We start from the raw sequence: 15,312 nt of genomic DNA, 5'->3' as shown, positions 1-15,312 counted from the left end.
ACGACTGTGACCTCGTGTCCGGCGGCGGCCAGGGCGACCGACAGGGCGTGGACGTGGCGGCCGAGGCCACCGACGAGCACCGGCGGGTACTCCCACGACAGCATCAGGATGCGCCGCGTCCGGGGCGCGGCCCCGGCCGGCGACGGCGGGGTCGGGCGGGAGGTGAGAGTGGGCCGGTGGAGCCGGTCCGTCGCGGTGGCGGGCTGGGCGCCGACCCGCAGAGTGGTCACGTGGATCTCCGTCCGTGCAGGGTGAGACACGCCGGCTTCGGTGGCGGCGACAGGCGGTGGTGAGGGTGGTGAGGGTGGTGAGGGTGGTGAGGGATGACCGAACGGCCGGGCGGCCCGCGCGCGGGCCCGGATCCAGGAAAGTCCATCCGGCGCCGGTCCGCATCTCGAAAAGGGCGATCGTGACGGATGACACCTGAACGTCTATCCGGACTCAGGAGGGTGGATTCGGTTACGGTCCGAACGGGTGGATTGGCGGAGGGTGCGGCGGGGCATCACCGACGTGCGCATCGGCGGTTCCCCTGTCCGGTGTGCTCACGATCATGGGCCGAAGGAGCGACATGCAGGTCTGGCCGGGCGAGAGTTACCCCCTCGGCGCCACGTACGACGGGATGGGCACCAACTTCGCGATCTTCTCCGAGGTGGCGGAGAGGATCGAGCTGTGCCTGTTCGACGAGTGGGACATCGGCACCGAGCGCCGGGTGGAGCTGCGCGAGGTCGACGCGTACGTCTGGCACGCCTACATTCCGGGCGTCGGGCCCGGCCAGCGCTACGGCTACCGGGTGCACGGCCCGTGGAACCCGGCCGAGGGGCTGCGCTGCAACCCGCACAAGCTGCTGCTCGACCCGTACGCGAAGGCGGTCGACGGGGAGGTCACCTGGCACCCGTCGGTCTACGACTACGAGGTGGGCGGCGACCCGGACGTGATGAACACCGCCGACTCGGCGCCGTACATGCCGAAGTCGGTGGTGGTGAACCCGTACTTCGACTGGGGCAACGACCGGCCGCCGCGCACGCCGTACCACCACTCGGTGATCTACGAGGCGCACGTGCGCGGCCTGACCATGCGCCACCCCGGCATCCCGGAGGAGTTGCGCGGCACGTACGCGGCGATCGCCTCCCCGGTGATGATCGAGCACTTCAAGCGGCTCGGCGTGACGGCGGTGGAGCTGATGCCGGTGCACGAGTTCGTGCACGACCACCGCCTGGCCGACCTGGGGCTGCGTAACTACTGGGGTTACAACACCATCGGCTTCTTCGCCCCGCACCACGGCTACTCCGCGCTGGGCCGCCTGGGCCAGCAGGTGCAGGAGTTCCGGGGCATGGTCAAGGCGCTGCACGCGGCAGGCATCGAGGTGATCCTCGACGTGGTCTACAACCACACCGCCGAGGGCAACCACCTCGGGCCGTCGCTGAGCTTCAAGGGCATCGACACCCGGAGCTACTACCGGCTCTCCGAGGACGACAGGCGCTACTTCGTCGACTACACCGGCACCGGCAACAGCCTCAACGTGCGCAGTCCGCACTCGCTGCAACTGATCATGGATTCGCTGCGCTACTGGGTCACCGAGATGCACGTCGACGGCTTCCGGTTCGACCTGGCCGCCACGCTCGCCCGCGAGTTCTACGAGGTGGACCGCCTGTCCACGTTCTTCGAGGTGGTGCAGCAGGACCCGGTGGTCGGCCGGGTCAAGCTCATCGCCGAGCCGTGGGACGTCGGTCCCGGCGGCTACCAGGTCGGTAACTTCCCGCCGCAGTGGACCGAGTGGAACGGCAAGTACCGCGACACCGTACGCGACTTCTGGCGCGGCGAGCCGGCCACGCTCGCCGAGTTCGCCTCCCGCATCTCCGGCTCCGCCGACCTCTACCAGGACGACGGCCGCCGCCCGTTCCACAGCATCAACTTCGTCACCTGCCACGACGGGTTCACGCTCACCGACCTGGTCTCCTACAACGACAAGCACAACGACGCGAACGGCGAGGACAACCGGGACGGGGAGAGCCACAACCGGTCCTGGAACTGCGGCGTCGAGGGGGACACCGACGACCCGGGCGTACGCGCGCTGCGCGCCCGGCAGCGGCGCAACTTCCTGGCCACGCTGATCCTGTCCCAGGGTGTGCCGATGCTCGGTCACGGTGACGAGCTGGGCCGCACCCAGGGCGGCAACAACAACGCCTACTGCCAGGACAGCGAGATCGCCTGGGTCGACTGGGAGCGGGCCGATGACGAGCTGCTGGACTTCGTCCACCGGCTCACCGCGTTCCGCAACCGGCACCAGGTGTTCCGCCGCCGCCGGTTCTTCACCGGCCTGCCGGTGGGCGGCCGGGCCGCCGGCTCCGGGCTGCCGGATCTGGCCTGGTACACCCCGGACGGGCGGGAGATGACCGGCGAGGACTGGGGCAACGACTTCGGCCGCTCGGTGGCCCTGTTCGTCAACGGCGACGGCATCGGCGAACGCGGCCAGTACGGCCAGCGCCACCGGGACAGCTCGTTCCTGCTGCTGTTCAACGCGCACGACGCGCCGCTGGACTTCACGCTGCCCGGTGAGGAGTTCGGCACCCGGTGGGAGCTGGTGATCAGCACTGCGGAACCCGATCCGGAGAAGACGACGCTCGTCGAGGCGGGCGGCACGGTCTGCGTGCCGGACCGCTCGCTGCTGGTCCTGGAGAGGACGGCCTGACCGATGCCCGACACCCCTCGCTCGACCTACCGGGTCCAGGTGCGTCCCGGCTTCGACCTGGACACCACGGCCGAGCTGGCGGGCTACCTCGCCGCGCTCGGCGTCACCCACCTCTACACCGCGCCGCTGCTCACCGCCACCCCCGGCTCCGCGCACGGCTACGACGTGGTCGACCACCGCGCGGTCAACCCGCAGCTCGGCGGCGACGCCGCCCGGGTGCGGCTGGTCCGGGCGCTGCGCGCGGCCGGGCTGGGCCTGGTCGTGGACATCGTGCCCAACCACGCCGGAGTGGCCCGGCCGGAGGCCAACCCGGCCTGGTGGGACGTGCTGCGGCGGGGACGCGACTCGGCGTACGCGCACTGGTTCGACATCGACTGGGACCGGGGGAGGCTGCTGCTGCCGGTGCTGGCCGACACCGCCGACGCGCTCGACGACCTGCAGTTCGTCGACGGGGAGCTGCGCTACCACGAGCACCGCTTCCCGGTCGCCGACGGCACCGGTGAGGGCACGCCCCGCCAGGTGCACGACCGGCAGCACTACGAGCTGGTGAACTGGCGGCGCGGCGACGCCGAGCTGACGTACCGCCGGTTCTTCGCCGTGTCCGACCTGGCCGGCCTGCGGGTGGAGGACCCGGAGGTCTTCGACGCCACCCACGCGGAGATCCTGCGCTGGGTCGACGCCGGGGAGGTCGACGGCATCCGCGTCGACCACCCGGACGGGCTGCGCGACCCGGCCGGCTACCTGGCCCGGTTGCGCGCCGCCGCGCCCGGGAGTTGGCTGGTGGTGGAGAAGATCCTGGAGTACGGCGAGGACCTGCCGGACTGGCCGGTCGACGGCACCACCGGCTACGACGCGCTGGCCGCCGTGTCCGGGCTGTTCGTCGACCCGGCCGCCGAACCGGAGTTCACCACGCTGGACGGCCGGCTGACCGGGCGGCACACCTCCTGGCCGGACCTGACACACGCCACCAAGCTGGAGGCCGCCACCCGGCTGCTCGCCGCCGAGCTGACCCGGCTGGCCGCGCTCGTGCCGGAGCTGCCCGGCGAGCAGGTGCGTGCGGCCCTCGCCGAGCTGGCCGCGTGCTTCCCGGTCTACCGCGGCTACCCGCCCTCCGGCGCCCGTCATCTGGCCGCCGCCCGCAGCGAGGCCGGCCGCCGCCGCCCCGACCTGACCGGCGTGCTGGACGCGGTCACCGCCCGGCTGCGCGATCCCGGCCACGAGCTGGCCGCCCGGTTCCCGCAGCTCACGGGTGCGGTGATGGCAAAGGGTGTGGAGGACACCGCGTACTACCGGTGGAGCCGGTTCGTCGCCCTCAACGAGGTCGGCGGCAGCCCGGCCCACTTCGGTGTGCCGCCGGCCGAGCTGCACCGGTTCGCCGCCACCCGGCAGGTGCGCTGGCCGGCGAGCATGACCGCGCTCTCCACCCACGACACCAAGCGCGGCGAGGACGTCCGCGCCCGGCTCGCGGTGCTCTCCGAGCTGCCGGGCCGCTGGGCCGAGCGGGTCGCCGACTGGATGTCCCGCGCGCCGCTGGCCGACCCCGCGCTGGCCCACCTGCTCTGGCAGACCGCCGTCGGGGCGTGGCCGATCGAACGGGAGCGACTGCACGGGTACGCCGAGAAGGCCGCCCGGGAGGCGTCGGTGAGCACGAGCTGGGCCGACCCGGACCCGGCCTTCGAACACGAGCTGCACGCGCTGGTCGACCGGATGTACGACGACCCGGAACTGCACGCCCAGATCACCGCGTTCGCCGCCGAGATCACCCCGCCCGGCTGGTCGAACGCGCTCGGGCAGAAGCTGGTGCAGCTCGCCATGCCCGGTGTGCCCGACGTCTACCAGGGCACCGAGCTGTGGGAGAACTCGCTCGTCGACCCGGACAACCGGCGGCCGGTCGACTTCGCCGTACGCCGGGACATGCTGGCCCGGCTCGACGCCGGATGGCGGCCCGCGGTGGCCGGCGACGGCGCGGCCAAGCTGCTCGTGGTGTCCCGCACGTTGCGGCTGCGCCGCCACCGCCCGGACCTGTTCGGCGGCTACCGGCCGGTGCCGGCGTGCGGTCCGGCCGCCACGCACGCGGTGGCCTTCGACCGGGGCGGCGCGGTCGCGGTGGCGACCCGGCTGCCGCTGCGGCTGGCCCGTTCCGGCGGCTGGCGGGACACGACCGTGTCACTTTCCGTTCATCAGTGCACCGACTTGTTCACCGGGCGGGTCTACAGTGGTTCTGAGCTGCTCCTGGATGATCTGCTGAGCACCTACCCCGTCGCCCTCCTCGCACCCACCGACTCTGTGGAGGCCGCCGCATGACCGAGTTCACGGTGTGGGCGCCCGAGGCCGCCCGGGTGCGGCTGCGCCTGCCCGGCGCCGCCGACCAGGCGATGCGTCAGGGGCCGGACGGCTGGTGGCGGGTCGAGGTGCCCGACGCCGGGCCGGGCACCGACTACGCGTTCCTGCTCGACGACGACGACCAGGCCCTGCCCGACCCCCGCTCGGCGTGGCAGCCGGCCGGGGTGCACGGTCCCAGCCGGCTCTACGACCACGCCGCGTTCGCCTGGTCCGACGCCGACTGGACCGGCCGGCAACTACCCGGCAGCGTGCTGTACGAGCTGCACATCGGCACGTTCACCCCCGAGGGCACGTTCGACGGGGCGATCGCCAAGCTGGACCACCTGGTCGACCTCGGTGTCGACATGATCGAGCTGCTGCCGGTGAACGCGTTCAACGGCGAGTACAACTGGGGCTACGACGGTGTCTGCTGGTACGCCCCGCACGAGCCGTACGGCGGTCCGGACGGCCTGAAACGGTTCGTCGACGCCGCCCACGCCAAGGGCCTGGGGGTGATCCTCGACGTCGTCTACAACCATTTCGGGCCCTCCGGGGCCTACGCGCCGCGGTTCGCGCCGTACCTCACCGAGCAGAGCAACACCTGGGGCCGCACGGTCAACCTGGACGGCCGGCAACTCCGACGGGGTGCGCCGCTACATCGCCGACAGCGTGTTGACCTGGCTGCGCGACTACCACGTCGACGGGCTGCGGCTGGACGCCGTGCACGCGATGCCGGACGGCCGGGCCGTGCACTGGCTGGAGGAGGTGGCCACCGAGGTGGCGGCGCTGTCGACGCACCTCGGCCGGCCGCTGTCGCTGATCGCCGAGAGCGACCTCAACGACCCGCGCCTGATCACGCCCCGGGAGGCGGGCGGGTACGGCCTGCACGCCCAGTGGAACGACGACGCGCACCACGCGCTGCACACGCTGCTCACCGGCGAGCGGCAGGGCTACTACGGCGACTTCGGCTCCCTGGAATGCCTCACCGACGTGCTGACCGGCGGGTTCTTCCACGCCGGCACCTGGTCCAGCTTCCGGGGCCGCAGCCACGGCCGCCCGGTCGACAGGCAGCGCACGCCGGGTCACCGCTTCGTGGCGTACCTGCAGAACCACGACCAGATCGGCAACCGGGCCACCGGTGACCGGATCTCCGCCACCCTGTCGCCCGGCCTGCTGCGGGTGGGCGCGACGCTGCTGATGACCGCGCCGTTCACGCCGATGCTGTTCATGGGGGAGGAGTGGGCGGCAGCCACGCCGTGGCAGTTCTTCACCAGCCACCCGGAGCCGGAACTGGCCGCGGCGGTCGCCACCGGCCGCCGGCGGGAGTTCGCCGATCACGGCTGGGCCACCGACGACGTGCCCGACCCGCAGGACCCGCAGACGTTCCTGCGATCCCGCCTGGACTGGGCCGAGCTGGACAAGCCGGAACACCGTGAGACGTACGACCTCTACCGGCGGCTGATCGCGCTGCGCCGGTCCCGGGCCGACCTGTCGGACCCTCGGCTGGACCGGGTCGACGTCCGCAACGGTGACCGGTTCCTGGTGATGCGGCGCGGCGACACGCTCGTGGTGGCCAATCTGGCCGGCCGGGCACAGCGGATCAACCTGCCCGGGGTGGTACGCCGCGTGCTGCTCGCCACCTCCGAGGGGGTGACGGTGATGCGCGACGGCATCGAGCTGCCGCCGGAGTCGGCGGCGATCGTGGCGCTCTGACCGTCCGGCCCGCCCGTCCCGCCCGCCCGTCGGCGCCGATCTTTGGAGGTGTGGCGCCTCGAATGTCGTAGATGCCGGGTTGGCGAACCACCGCAACTCCAAGATCGGCGGAGAGAGGGCGGTGAGTTGGACGCGGCGGCGTGGTCCAACCTCCGACGGCCCGACTCTGGAGGTTCCCCATGTCCGACAGCCCGACCCGGGACGAACTGTGGGCGCTCGCGCACGTCGAGCGCGCCGCCCTGGCCGACGATCTCGCCGGGCTCGACGCGGCGCAGTGGGGCTCGCCCTCGCTGTGCGGCCGGTGGACGGTGGAGGAGACGCTCGCGCACCTGACGGCGGCGGGCAGCGTCGGCCGCGTCCGCTGGCTCGTCAGCGTGCTCGGCGCCCGGTTCGACTTCGATCTGCACAACGACCGCCGGCTCGCCGAGCACCGGGGCGCCGACCCGGGTGAGACCCTCGACCGGTTCCGCCGGATCATCGGCCGCACCACCTCGACGTTCGGGCCGACCGAGGCCTGGCTCGGTGAGGTGGTCGTGCACGCCCAGGACATCCGGCGTCCGCTCGGCCTGGCCCGGACGCCGTCGGTCGAGGCTGTCACGCCGGTTGCCCGGTTCTTCGCCGGCCGGGACTTCACTGTGGCGGGGCGCAGCGCGATCGAGAGCCTGCGGGTGGAGGCGACCGACGGGCCGTTCACCGCCGGCGCCGGCGCGCTGGTCAGCGGCACCACCGTCGCGCTGGTGATGGCGATGGCCGGGCGGGCCGCCTACTGCGACGACCTCACCGGGCCGGGCGTGCAGACGCTGCGGGAGCGCTGCGGGCCCGCCTGACGACGCCTGCCTGACGACGCCCGGCGGTGGCGGGGACGTCATCTCGGCAGCGTCAGGATCTCCGCGCCGTCGTCGGTGATGGCGATGGTGTGCTCGCTGTGCGCGGTGCGGCAGCCGGTCGCGCTGCGCAGCGTCCACCCGTCGGCGTCGGTGACCAGCGACGCGGTGTCCGCCATCACCCACGGCTCCAGCGCCAGCAGCAGCCCGGGACGCAGCGTGTAGCCGCGACCGGGCCGCCCGGTGTTCGACACGTGCGGATCCTGGTGCATCGTCGACCCGACGCCGTGGCCGCCGAACTCGGTGTTGACCGTGTATCCGGCTCCGGTGAAGACCGAGCCGATGGCGTGCGAGAGGTCGCCGACGCGGGCCCCGGGACGGGCTGCGGCGATCCCGGCCTGCAACGCCCGCTCGGTCGCGTCGATGAGCGCGACGCTCTCCGCGGGCCGGGCGTCGCCGACGAGGAAGCTGATCGCGGAGTCGGCCACCACCCCGCCCAGTGAGACGGCCAGGTCGAGGCTCAGCAGGTCGCCGTCGGCGAGCGTGTAGTCGTGCGGCAGCCCGTGCAGCACCGCGTCGTTGACCGAGGTGCAGATGTAGTGGCCGAACGGGCCGCGGCCGAAGGACGGCTCGTAGTCGACGTAGCAGGACTGCGCCCCGGCCTCGACGATCATGCGCTGCGCCTCCCGGTCGATGTCGAGCAGGTTCGTGCCGACCGTGGTGCTGCTGCGCAGCGTCTGGAGGATGTGGGCGACCAAGGCGCCGGTGTCCCGCGCCCGCCGTACGTCGGTGGGGCTCAGGATCTCGATCATGCAGGCGCCTTCCTCGCGGGACCAATAAGTATCCCGGCCATGTTATCCCGGTACTAGAATCCTGGCATGGTCAGGTTGCCCCTCACCCCCGCCGAGGTCGAACGCGGGCAGCGCCTCGGCGCGCTCCTGCGCCGCGCCCGGGGTGGGCGTTCGATGCTGCTCACCGCGCTCGACGCGGGCGTCTCCCCGGAGACGCTCCGGAAGATCGAGTCCGGCCGGGTCGCCACGCCGGCGTTCCCCACCATCGCGGCCATCGCCGACGTTCTCGGCCTCTCCCTCGACGAGGTGTGGTCCGAGATCAACAGTTCCGGAGCCGCGGGGCGCCTCGCGCCGTCCGAACGACGCCTGGCCTCGTAGGGCCGCCCAGCGCCCTGCTGATCGTCGCGGTGCCCAGCTACCACGTCGCGCCGACCCGCCGGCCGGACGCACGGTCACCGCGCCGGCCCGGGTCAGGGGATCGGCCACTCGTGCACGGGCCGGTTGCTGTGCATCAGGTCGACGTAGTGGCGGACCACCTCGCGCAGTGCCGCCGGCCGGTCCATGTGGTCGGCCGACTCCAGCCGGTGCAGCGTCTCCACCTGCCACGTCGCGCCGTTGCGGCCGGTCAGGCAGCGCTGCTCGACGATGCCGAGCAGCCGGTCCCGCTCCGCCGGGTCCAGGCCCCACCGGTCCAGCCCGTGATGGGCCATCGGCAGCAGCCGGCGCAGCACCAGCTCGGTCACCGGCAGGTAGCCCAGCCCGGGCCAGTACACCTGGGCGTCGATGCCGTGCCGGGCGCAGGCGTTGAAGTTCTCCTCGGCCGCGCTGAACGACATCTGCGACCACAGCGGACGGTCGGACTCGGCGAGCGCCCGCACCAGGCCGAAGTAGAACGCGCCGTTGGCGACCGTGTCCAGCACGGTCGGCCCGGCCGGCAGCACCCGGTTCTCCACCCGCAGGTGCGGCCGGCCCTTGAGCACGTCGTAGACCGGCCGGTTCCACCGGTAGACGGTGCCGTTGTGCAACCGCAGCTCGGCCAGCTTGGGGACGCCGCCGCTGTGCAGCGTGGCCGCCGGGTCCTCCGGGTCGCAGACCGGCAGCAGCGCCGGGAAGTAGCGGACGTTCTCCTCGAACAGGTCGAAGACCGAGGTGATCCAGCGCTCGCCGAACCACACCCGCGGGCGTACGCCCTGGGCCTTGATCTCCTCCGCCCGGGTGTCGGTGGCCTGCTGGAAAAGCGGCACCCGGGTCTCGCGCCACAACTCCCGGCCGAAGAACAACGGGGAGTTCGCCCCGAGCGCCACCTGGATGCCGGCGACCGCCTGGGCCGCGTTCCAGTAGTCGGCGAACTGCGCCGGGCTGACCTGGAGGTGGAACTGGGTGCTGGTGCACGCCGCCTCCGGCGTGATGGTGTCGGCGCTGGTGGCCAGCCGCTCCACCCCGCTGATCGCGATCGGCAGGTCCTCGCCGCGGGCGGCGAAGATCTGCTCGTTGAGCAGCGCGTACCGGGGGTTCGCCGACAGCGTCTCGGCGGTCAGGTGCTCCGGGCGCAGCGTCGGCAGGATCCCGACCATCACCATGTGCGCGCCCACCGTGCGGGCCTTCTCCTCGGCCGCGTTCAGGCTGGCCCGGACGTGCTCCTCGAACGCCGCCGTGCCGGTGCCGGCGAGCCGCCGCGGCTCGACGTTGATCTCCACGTTGAACTGGCCCAGCTCGGTCTGGAACGCCGGGTCGGCGATCGCCTCCAGCACGTCGGCGTTGCGCATGGCCGGGTCGAAGCCGTCGTCGACCAGGTTCAGCTCGATCTCCAGGCCGGTCATCGGCCGCTCCACGTCGAACCGGGACTCGCGCAGCATCTCGGCGAACACGTCCAGGCACCGCCGGACCTTCTCGCGATAGCGGGCCCGGTCCTCCCGGCTGAAGGTACGTACGCCGACGTCCTCGCCCATGGTCACCACCCTGTCACCGTTGGTTCTCCCCAACCTCGCACGCAGTGGCGGGTCAGGAAAGGCCCGGAGGCCCTTTCTGTACCCCGTGACGGCCCCGGTGATCCCCGTCGCGGGGCGGCGGGTTCCGGCCGGGCGGCGCGGCCAGGGCGGATAGCATGGCCGCCGACGGCGAAGGGGAGTGGCTGATGCGCGACGGGTGGAGCCGGGCGTTCGTGGTGGCGGCGCTCGCCGAGGCCTGCTCGTGGGCGGCGCTGCTGGCCGGGATGGCGGTCAAGTACGGCCCGCCCGGTGACGAGATCGGCGTGAAGATCTTCGGCCCCGTCCACGGCGCGCTGTTCGTGGTCTACGGCCTGCTGGCGCTCGTGGTGGCCCGGCGGCGCCGCTGGACGCTCGTGCAGACCGGGCTGGCCCTGGTCGCCGCCGTGCCGCCGTTCGCCACGGTGCTGTTCGAGCGCTGGGCGAGCCGCCGCGGCCTGCTCGACGCGCCGGCTGTCGCGCAGCGGCCGCTCACCCCGGCCGGTCGCTGACCGCGGCGACGTCCCCCGCGAGGAAACCGGCCAGCACGTCGGTCAGCTCCCGCGGCGCCTCCTCGGCCATGTGGTGCCCGGACGGAACCGACGCGGTCCGCACGTCGTCGGCCCAGTCCCGCCAGATCGCCGCCGGGTCGCCGTACAGGTCGACCATGTCGTCGCGCTCGGACCAGGCGAACAGCACCGGGCAGGCGATCCGCCGCCCGGCGGCCCGGTCGGCGTCGTCCGCCGCCCGGTCCGGGCCGAGCCCGGCCCGGTAGTCCTCGCACATCGCGTGCACCGTGGCCGGATCGTGGATGGCCTGCCGGTAGTCGGCGTACGCCTGCTCGCCCATCTCCTCCGGTGATCCGCCGTACCAGGCGTCCGGGTCGGCGTTTATGACCCGCTCGGCCGGCTTGGCGAGCTGGCCGAGGAAGAACCAGTGCCACCAGCGGGCGGCGAACCGGGCGTCGCAGCGGGCCAGCGCCTCGCCGATCGGCACCCCGTCCAGCACGCCGAGACGGCTCACCCGGTCGGGATGGTCCAGGGCGGTCCGCATGGCCACGTACGCGCCGCGGTCGTGACCGATCACGGCGGCCCGGCGGTGGCCGAGCGCGTCGAGCAGCCCGACCACGTCGGCGGCCATCGCACGCTTCGAGTAGACGGTGTGCTCCGGGTCGCTCGGCGGCTTCGACGAGCCGCCGTAGCCGCGCAGGTCCGGGCAGATCACCGTGTGCCGCGCCGCCAGCCGCGGGGCCACCCGGTGCCAGGTCGCATGGGTACGCGGGTGCCCGTGCAGCAGCACCACCGGTGGCCCGGAGCCGCCGTGGCGTACGCGCAGGCGCACCGCGCCGACGTCGATCTCGGTGAGCGTGAATCCTTCGAACATGGCCGCAGCGGTGCCCGCCGTCGCCCGGCGGGAAACACGCCCTACGTCAGGGCCGAGCAGGCGGCCACGCCGAGCAGCAGCACGACGCCCAGCATCGCCTGGAGCAGCAGCGCGGGCCCCAGGTGCGACCAGAGCGTCGCGGTACGCGGGGTGAGCAGTTGCCCGGTGGTCAGGTTGACGATCCGCTCGACCCGCGGCGGCAGGTCCTCGTCCCGTTGCGGCCGAAGCGTGAGCTGGACGTGGTCGCCGGGGTGCAGCGCGCTCTGCGGCAGGTGGCCGTGCAGCTCGACCTCGACCAGCCGGCCGGTGGCGTCGCGTACCCGGACCGGGGTGACCAGGAACTCCGGCCCCTTCTTCAGCTCCTTGAAGCTGCGCCGGGCCCCACCGCCGCCGCTGCTGAGCAACGCGCGCACCACCTTCAGCAGCAGCCCCACCACCCCCGCGGCGGTCAGCACCGCGACCAGGGCGGGCTGCCCGATCCGGACCTCCCGGGCGTAGCCCTCCATCAACCGGATCAGACGCCCGGTGACGACGCGTTCCGTCGGGCTGACGATGCGCCGGCTGTACAGCTCCGTGTCCATGTTCACCACCGAGAGTCCCGTTCCGTGCACAGATGGTATCGGCCCTTCGGGTTGAACGACGTGAATGAACATCGGTCACGCCCGGGATGCGGGGCAGGTGAACTCCGCCGGGGCGCGGGTATGCGTGCGGCCGAGCCGGAAAGGGGTCGAGCATGCAGCTGTCCTTCCTGCGCCCGCTCTACGACCGTCCCGGGCCCTGGTGCTCGGTGTACATGGACGCCTCCCGCGACACCCAGGACGCGCGAGCGCAGGTCGACCTGCGCTGGCGGGCCCTCAAGGGCGACCTGCTGGGGCAGGGCGCCGACCCGGTCACCGTCGAGGCGGTGGAGGAGGTCGTACGCCGGCACCAGCCGATGCCCGGCGACTACGGCATCGCCGTGTTCGCCAGCCGGGGCCGGGTGGTGCTCACCGAGTACCTCTCCGCGCCGCCACTGCGTGACCTGGCGAGCTGGTCGGCGTTGCCGCACACCATGCCGCTCGTGGCCCAGCGCGGTGAGCAGGTGGCCTGGGTGCGGGTACTGGCCGACCGTACCGGCGCGGACGCCATGGCGGTCAGCGCCGGCGGGGTGCCCCGGCGGGCGCAGGTGCGGGGCGGGCAGAGCCGCCAGCTGCGCCGGGTGCAGCCGGGCGGCTGGTCGCAGTCCCGCTACCAGCGCGCCGCGATGGAGGCGTGGCACCAGAACGCCGGTGACGCCGCGGCGGCCACCGCCGACCTGGCCGAGCGCGTCGGCGCGGACGTCGTGGTGGTGGCCGGGGACGTCCGGGCCACCGGCATGATCGCCGCCCAGCTTCCCGCCCGCTGGCAGGACGTCCTGGTGCGCACCGACGCGGGCGCCCGCGACGTCGGTGCCGACGACACGCTGATGGACGACATCACGGTGCAGACCGTCGCCGAGGTCGCCGACCGGCGGATCGCCGACGCCCTGGACCGCTTCGGCGTCCAGGAGGACGTCGGCGCCGGACTCGACGCCGTGGTCTCCGCGCTGCAACGCAACCAGGTCGACACCATGCTGATCGTCGACGACGCGTCGGCCGACGGCGAGCTGTGGGTGGGCCCCGAGCCGACCGAGATCGCCACCGACCCGGCGCAGCTGGCCGGGATGTCGGTGGCCGACCCCCAGCAGGTACGCGCCGACGCGGCGTTGCTGCGCGCGCTGATCGGCACCGACGCGGACCTCACCGTGCTCGCGCCCGACGAGGCGCCGGAGTTGACCGACGGGGTCGGTGCGGTGCTGCGCTACGTCGACGCGAGCACGCCGGGGCGGGGTAATGGCTGAGCGTGTCGTCGCCGACCTGGTGGTCGAGCGCCTGCGGGCCTGGCGGGTGCCGCGGGTGTTCGGCTGTCCGGGCGCGGCGATCGCCCCGCTCGTGGGCGCGCTCGACGACGCGGGCGGGGACCCGGCGTTCGTCCCCGCCCGGCACGAGGAGACCGCCTCGTACATGGCCACCGGCCATGCGAAGTTCACCGGCGGTGTCGGGGTGTGCCTGGCGACCCAGGGGCCCAGCGCGGTGCACCTGCTCAACGGGCTCTACGACGCCAAGCTCGACAGCAAGCCGGTGGTCGCGATCATCGGCGAGGACGTCACCGGCCCGCTCGGTGGCGCGCACGAGGAGATCGGGTTGAGCCGGCTGTTCGGCGACGTGTGCAACCAGTTCGTCCGCTACGGCCGCAGCCCGGAACAGGTGCCCGTGCTGCTGGACCAGGCGTTCCGCACCGCCGCGGCGACCCGCAGCCCGACCTGTGTGGTGCTGCCACGGGCGTTGCAGGTCACCGCCGTACCGGACCTGGTGCCGCAGACCGCCGGGGTGCTCACCGCGACGCCCGGCGAGCCGCTGGCCCGGGTGCTGCCACACGACGCCGACCTGGACGCCGCCGCCTCGCTGCTCGGCAACGGGCAGCGGGTGGCGGTGCTCGTCGGTCAGGGCGCGCACGGCGCGGCCGAGGAGATCGTCGCGCTCGCCGACCGGCTCGGCGCCGGCGTCGCCACGTCGCTGCTGGGCAAGCCGGTGCTCGACGAGCGGCTGCCGTTCCACACCGGCGTGCTCGGCGAGGTCGGCACCACCGCCGCCGCGCAGCTCATGGGCGGCTGCGACACGCTGCTGATGATCGGCACCAACGATCCGTGGACCGACTGGTTCCCGATGCCCGGCCAGGTGCGGACCATCCAGATCGACATCGACGGCCGCCGCATCGGCACCCACTACCCGGTGGACGTGCCGCTCGTCGGCGACGCCGCCGAGACGCTGCGGGCGCTGCTGACCCGGGTGCCGGAGAATCCGCACCGCGAGTGGCGCGCCATGGTGGAGAAGATGGCGGACCGGTGGCGTGCGGCCGCCGCCGAGCGCACCGCCACGCCCGCCGAGCCGGTCGACCCGCGGCTCGTGCTCCGCGAGCTGTCCGCCCGGCTGCCCCGGCACGCCGGCGTTGCCGTCGACGTCGGCTCGGTCGTCTACTGGTACGCCCGGCACCTGGAGCTGCCGCCGGGAGTGCAGGCCAGGCTGTGCGGCACGCTCGGCTCGATGGGCTGCGCGCTGCCGTACGCGGTCGCGGCCAAGCTGGCCCGCCCGGACGAGCCGGTGCTCGCGCTGCTCGGCGACGGCGCGATGCAGCTCAACGGCCTGGCCGAGCTGATCACGGTGGCGCACCACTGGACGGCCTGGCGCGATCCCCGGCTGATCGTTCTGGTGCTGAACAACCGGGACCACTCCGGCGTCGGCAGCGGCCGGTCACCGGGGGAGCGGCGGCTCGAGGTGCCGTACGCCGGGTGGGCCCGCCTGCTCGGGCTGCACGGCGTGCGGGTGGACCGGCCGGATCTGATCGGACCCGCCTGGGACGAGGTGCTCGCGGCCGACCGGCCCGCCGTCCTGGAGGCGGTGGTGGACCCGGCCGTGCCGCTGGACCCGCCGGAACCGGCGCTGGCCGATCTGCGCGGCCTGGTCGCCGACGGGGACGCGGCCCGCCGGGTGCGGGAGCGGGTGATCCAGACCGAGGCCATCGCGGCGGACGAAGTCGTTTAGCGGCATCGCGGCGGGGCACTGCGACCG

12 protein-coding genes and 1 pseudogene are annotated in these 15,312 nt (G+C 73.3%); 8 read left to right on the top strand and 5 right to left on the bottom strand.

Annotation, left to right across the window (positions count from 1 at the left end):
• A partial coding sequence (locus GA0070215_RS29355) for a glycogen/starch synthase (RefSeq protein WP_167361573.1) occupies positions 1-230 on the bottom strand: 230 nt, incomplete at its 3' end.
• A 338-nt stretch (positions 231-568) separates the two neighbouring features.
• Here GA0070215_RS29355 and glgX point away from each other — a divergent pair.
• The 4 genes and pseudogenes from glgX (at position 569) to GA0070215_RS25830 (ending at position 7,551) form a co-directional block, all read left to right on the top strand.
• Positions 569-2,689, top strand: coding sequence for a glycogen debranching protein GlgX (gene glgX, locus GA0070215_RS25845; RefSeq protein WP_091050891.1), 2,121 nt, complete (start codon positions 569-571; stop codon positions 2,687-2,689).
• A 3-nt stretch (positions 2,690-2,692) separates the two neighbouring features.
• On the top strand, positions 2,693-4,993 hold the full coding sequence (gene treY, locus GA0070215_RS25840) for a malto-oligosyltrehalose synthase (protein WP_091050888.1): 2,301 nt from the start codon (positions 2,693-2,695) through the stop codon (positions 4,991-4,993).
• Positions 4,990-6,724: pseudogene (gene treZ / locus GA0070215_RS25835) on the top strand (malto-oligosyltrehalose trehalohydrolase). The gene treY and the pseudogene treZ overlap by 4 nt, the downstream one beginning before the upstream one ends.
• Before the next feature lie 179 nt (positions 6,725-6,903).
• Complete coding sequence (locus GA0070215_RS25830) at positions 6,904-7,551, top strand: maleylpyruvate isomerase family mycothiol-dependent enzyme (protein WP_091050886.1); 648 nt, start codon at positions 6,904-6,906, stop codon at positions 7,549-7,551.
• A gap of 38 nt (positions 7,552-7,589) precedes the next feature.
• Here GA0070215_RS25830 and map read toward each other — a convergent pair whose 3' ends face one another.
• Entirely contained in the window at positions 7,590-8,360 is a 771-nt protein-coding gene (gene map / locus GA0070215_RS25825) for a type I methionyl aminopeptidase (RefSeq protein WP_091050882.1), read from the bottom strand.
• 66 nt (positions 8,361-8,426) lie between these two features.
• Between map and GA0070215_RS25820 the strand changes: the two genes are divergently transcribed.
• Positions 8,427-8,717 (top strand): helix-turn-helix domain-containing protein, encoded by a 291-nt coding sequence (locus tag GA0070215_RS25820; protein ID WP_018788438.1) that lies wholly within the window; start codon positions 8,427-8,429, stop codon positions 8,715-8,717.
• 92 nt (positions 8,718-8,809) lie between these two features.
• Here GA0070215_RS25820 and GA0070215_RS25815 read toward each other — a convergent pair whose 3' ends face one another.
• Positions 8,810-10,288, bottom strand: a complete 1,479-nt coding sequence (locus GA0070215_RS25815) for a glutamate-cysteine ligase family protein (protein WP_026268605.1) — start codon at positions 10,286-10,288, stop codon at positions 8,810-8,812.
• 155 nt (positions 10,289-10,443) lie between these two features.
• Here GA0070215_RS25815 and GA0070215_RS25810 point away from each other — a divergent pair, with 155 nt between their 5' ends.
• Complete coding sequence (locus GA0070215_RS25810; RefSeq protein WP_091050879.1) at positions 10,444-10,815, top strand: DUF3817 domain-containing protein; 372 nt, start codon at positions 10,444-10,446, stop codon at positions 10,813-10,815.
• Here GA0070215_RS25810 and GA0070215_RS25805 read toward each other — a convergent pair.
• Positions 10,796-11,686, bottom strand: coding sequence for an alpha/beta fold hydrolase (locus GA0070215_RS25805; protein ID WP_018788435.1), 891 nt, complete (start codon positions 11,684-11,686; stop codon positions 10,796-10,798). The genes GA0070215_RS25810 and GA0070215_RS25805 overlap by 20 nt on opposite strands.
• A 41-nt stretch (positions 11,687-11,727) precedes the next feature.
• Complete coding sequence (locus GA0070215_RS25800; RefSeq protein ID WP_208600421.1) at positions 11,728-12,276, bottom strand: hypothetical protein; 549 nt, start codon at positions 12,274-12,276, stop codon at positions 11,728-11,730.
• Positions 12,277-12,419: 143 nt separating this feature from the next.
• Between GA0070215_RS25800 and GA0070215_RS25795 the strand changes: the two genes are divergently transcribed.
• Both GA0070215_RS25795 and GA0070215_RS25790 read left to right on the top strand, forming a co-directional pair.
• Positions 12,420-13,544 carry a baeRF2 domain-containing protein gene (locus GA0070215_RS25795; RefSeq protein ID WP_091050875.1) on the top strand — a complete coding sequence of 375 codons (1,125 nt, stop codon included), beginning with the start codon at positions 12,420-12,422 and terminating at the stop codon, positions 13,542-13,544.
• Positions 13,537-15,285, top strand: coding sequence for a thiamine pyrophosphate-binding protein (locus tag GA0070215_RS25790; protein ID WP_091050871.1), 1,749 nt, complete (start codon positions 13,537-13,539; stop codon positions 15,283-15,285). The genes GA0070215_RS25795 and GA0070215_RS25790 overlap by 8 nt, the downstream gene beginning before the upstream one ends.
• Positions 15,286-15,312: the final 27 nt, after the last annotated feature.

Source organism: Micromonospora marina, from assembly GCF_900091565.1.
GTDB lineage: Bacteria > Actinomycetota > Actinomycetes > Mycobacteriales > Micromonosporaceae > Micromonospora > Micromonospora marina.
This window is presented reverse-complemented; position numbering and strand designations above follow the sequence as displayed.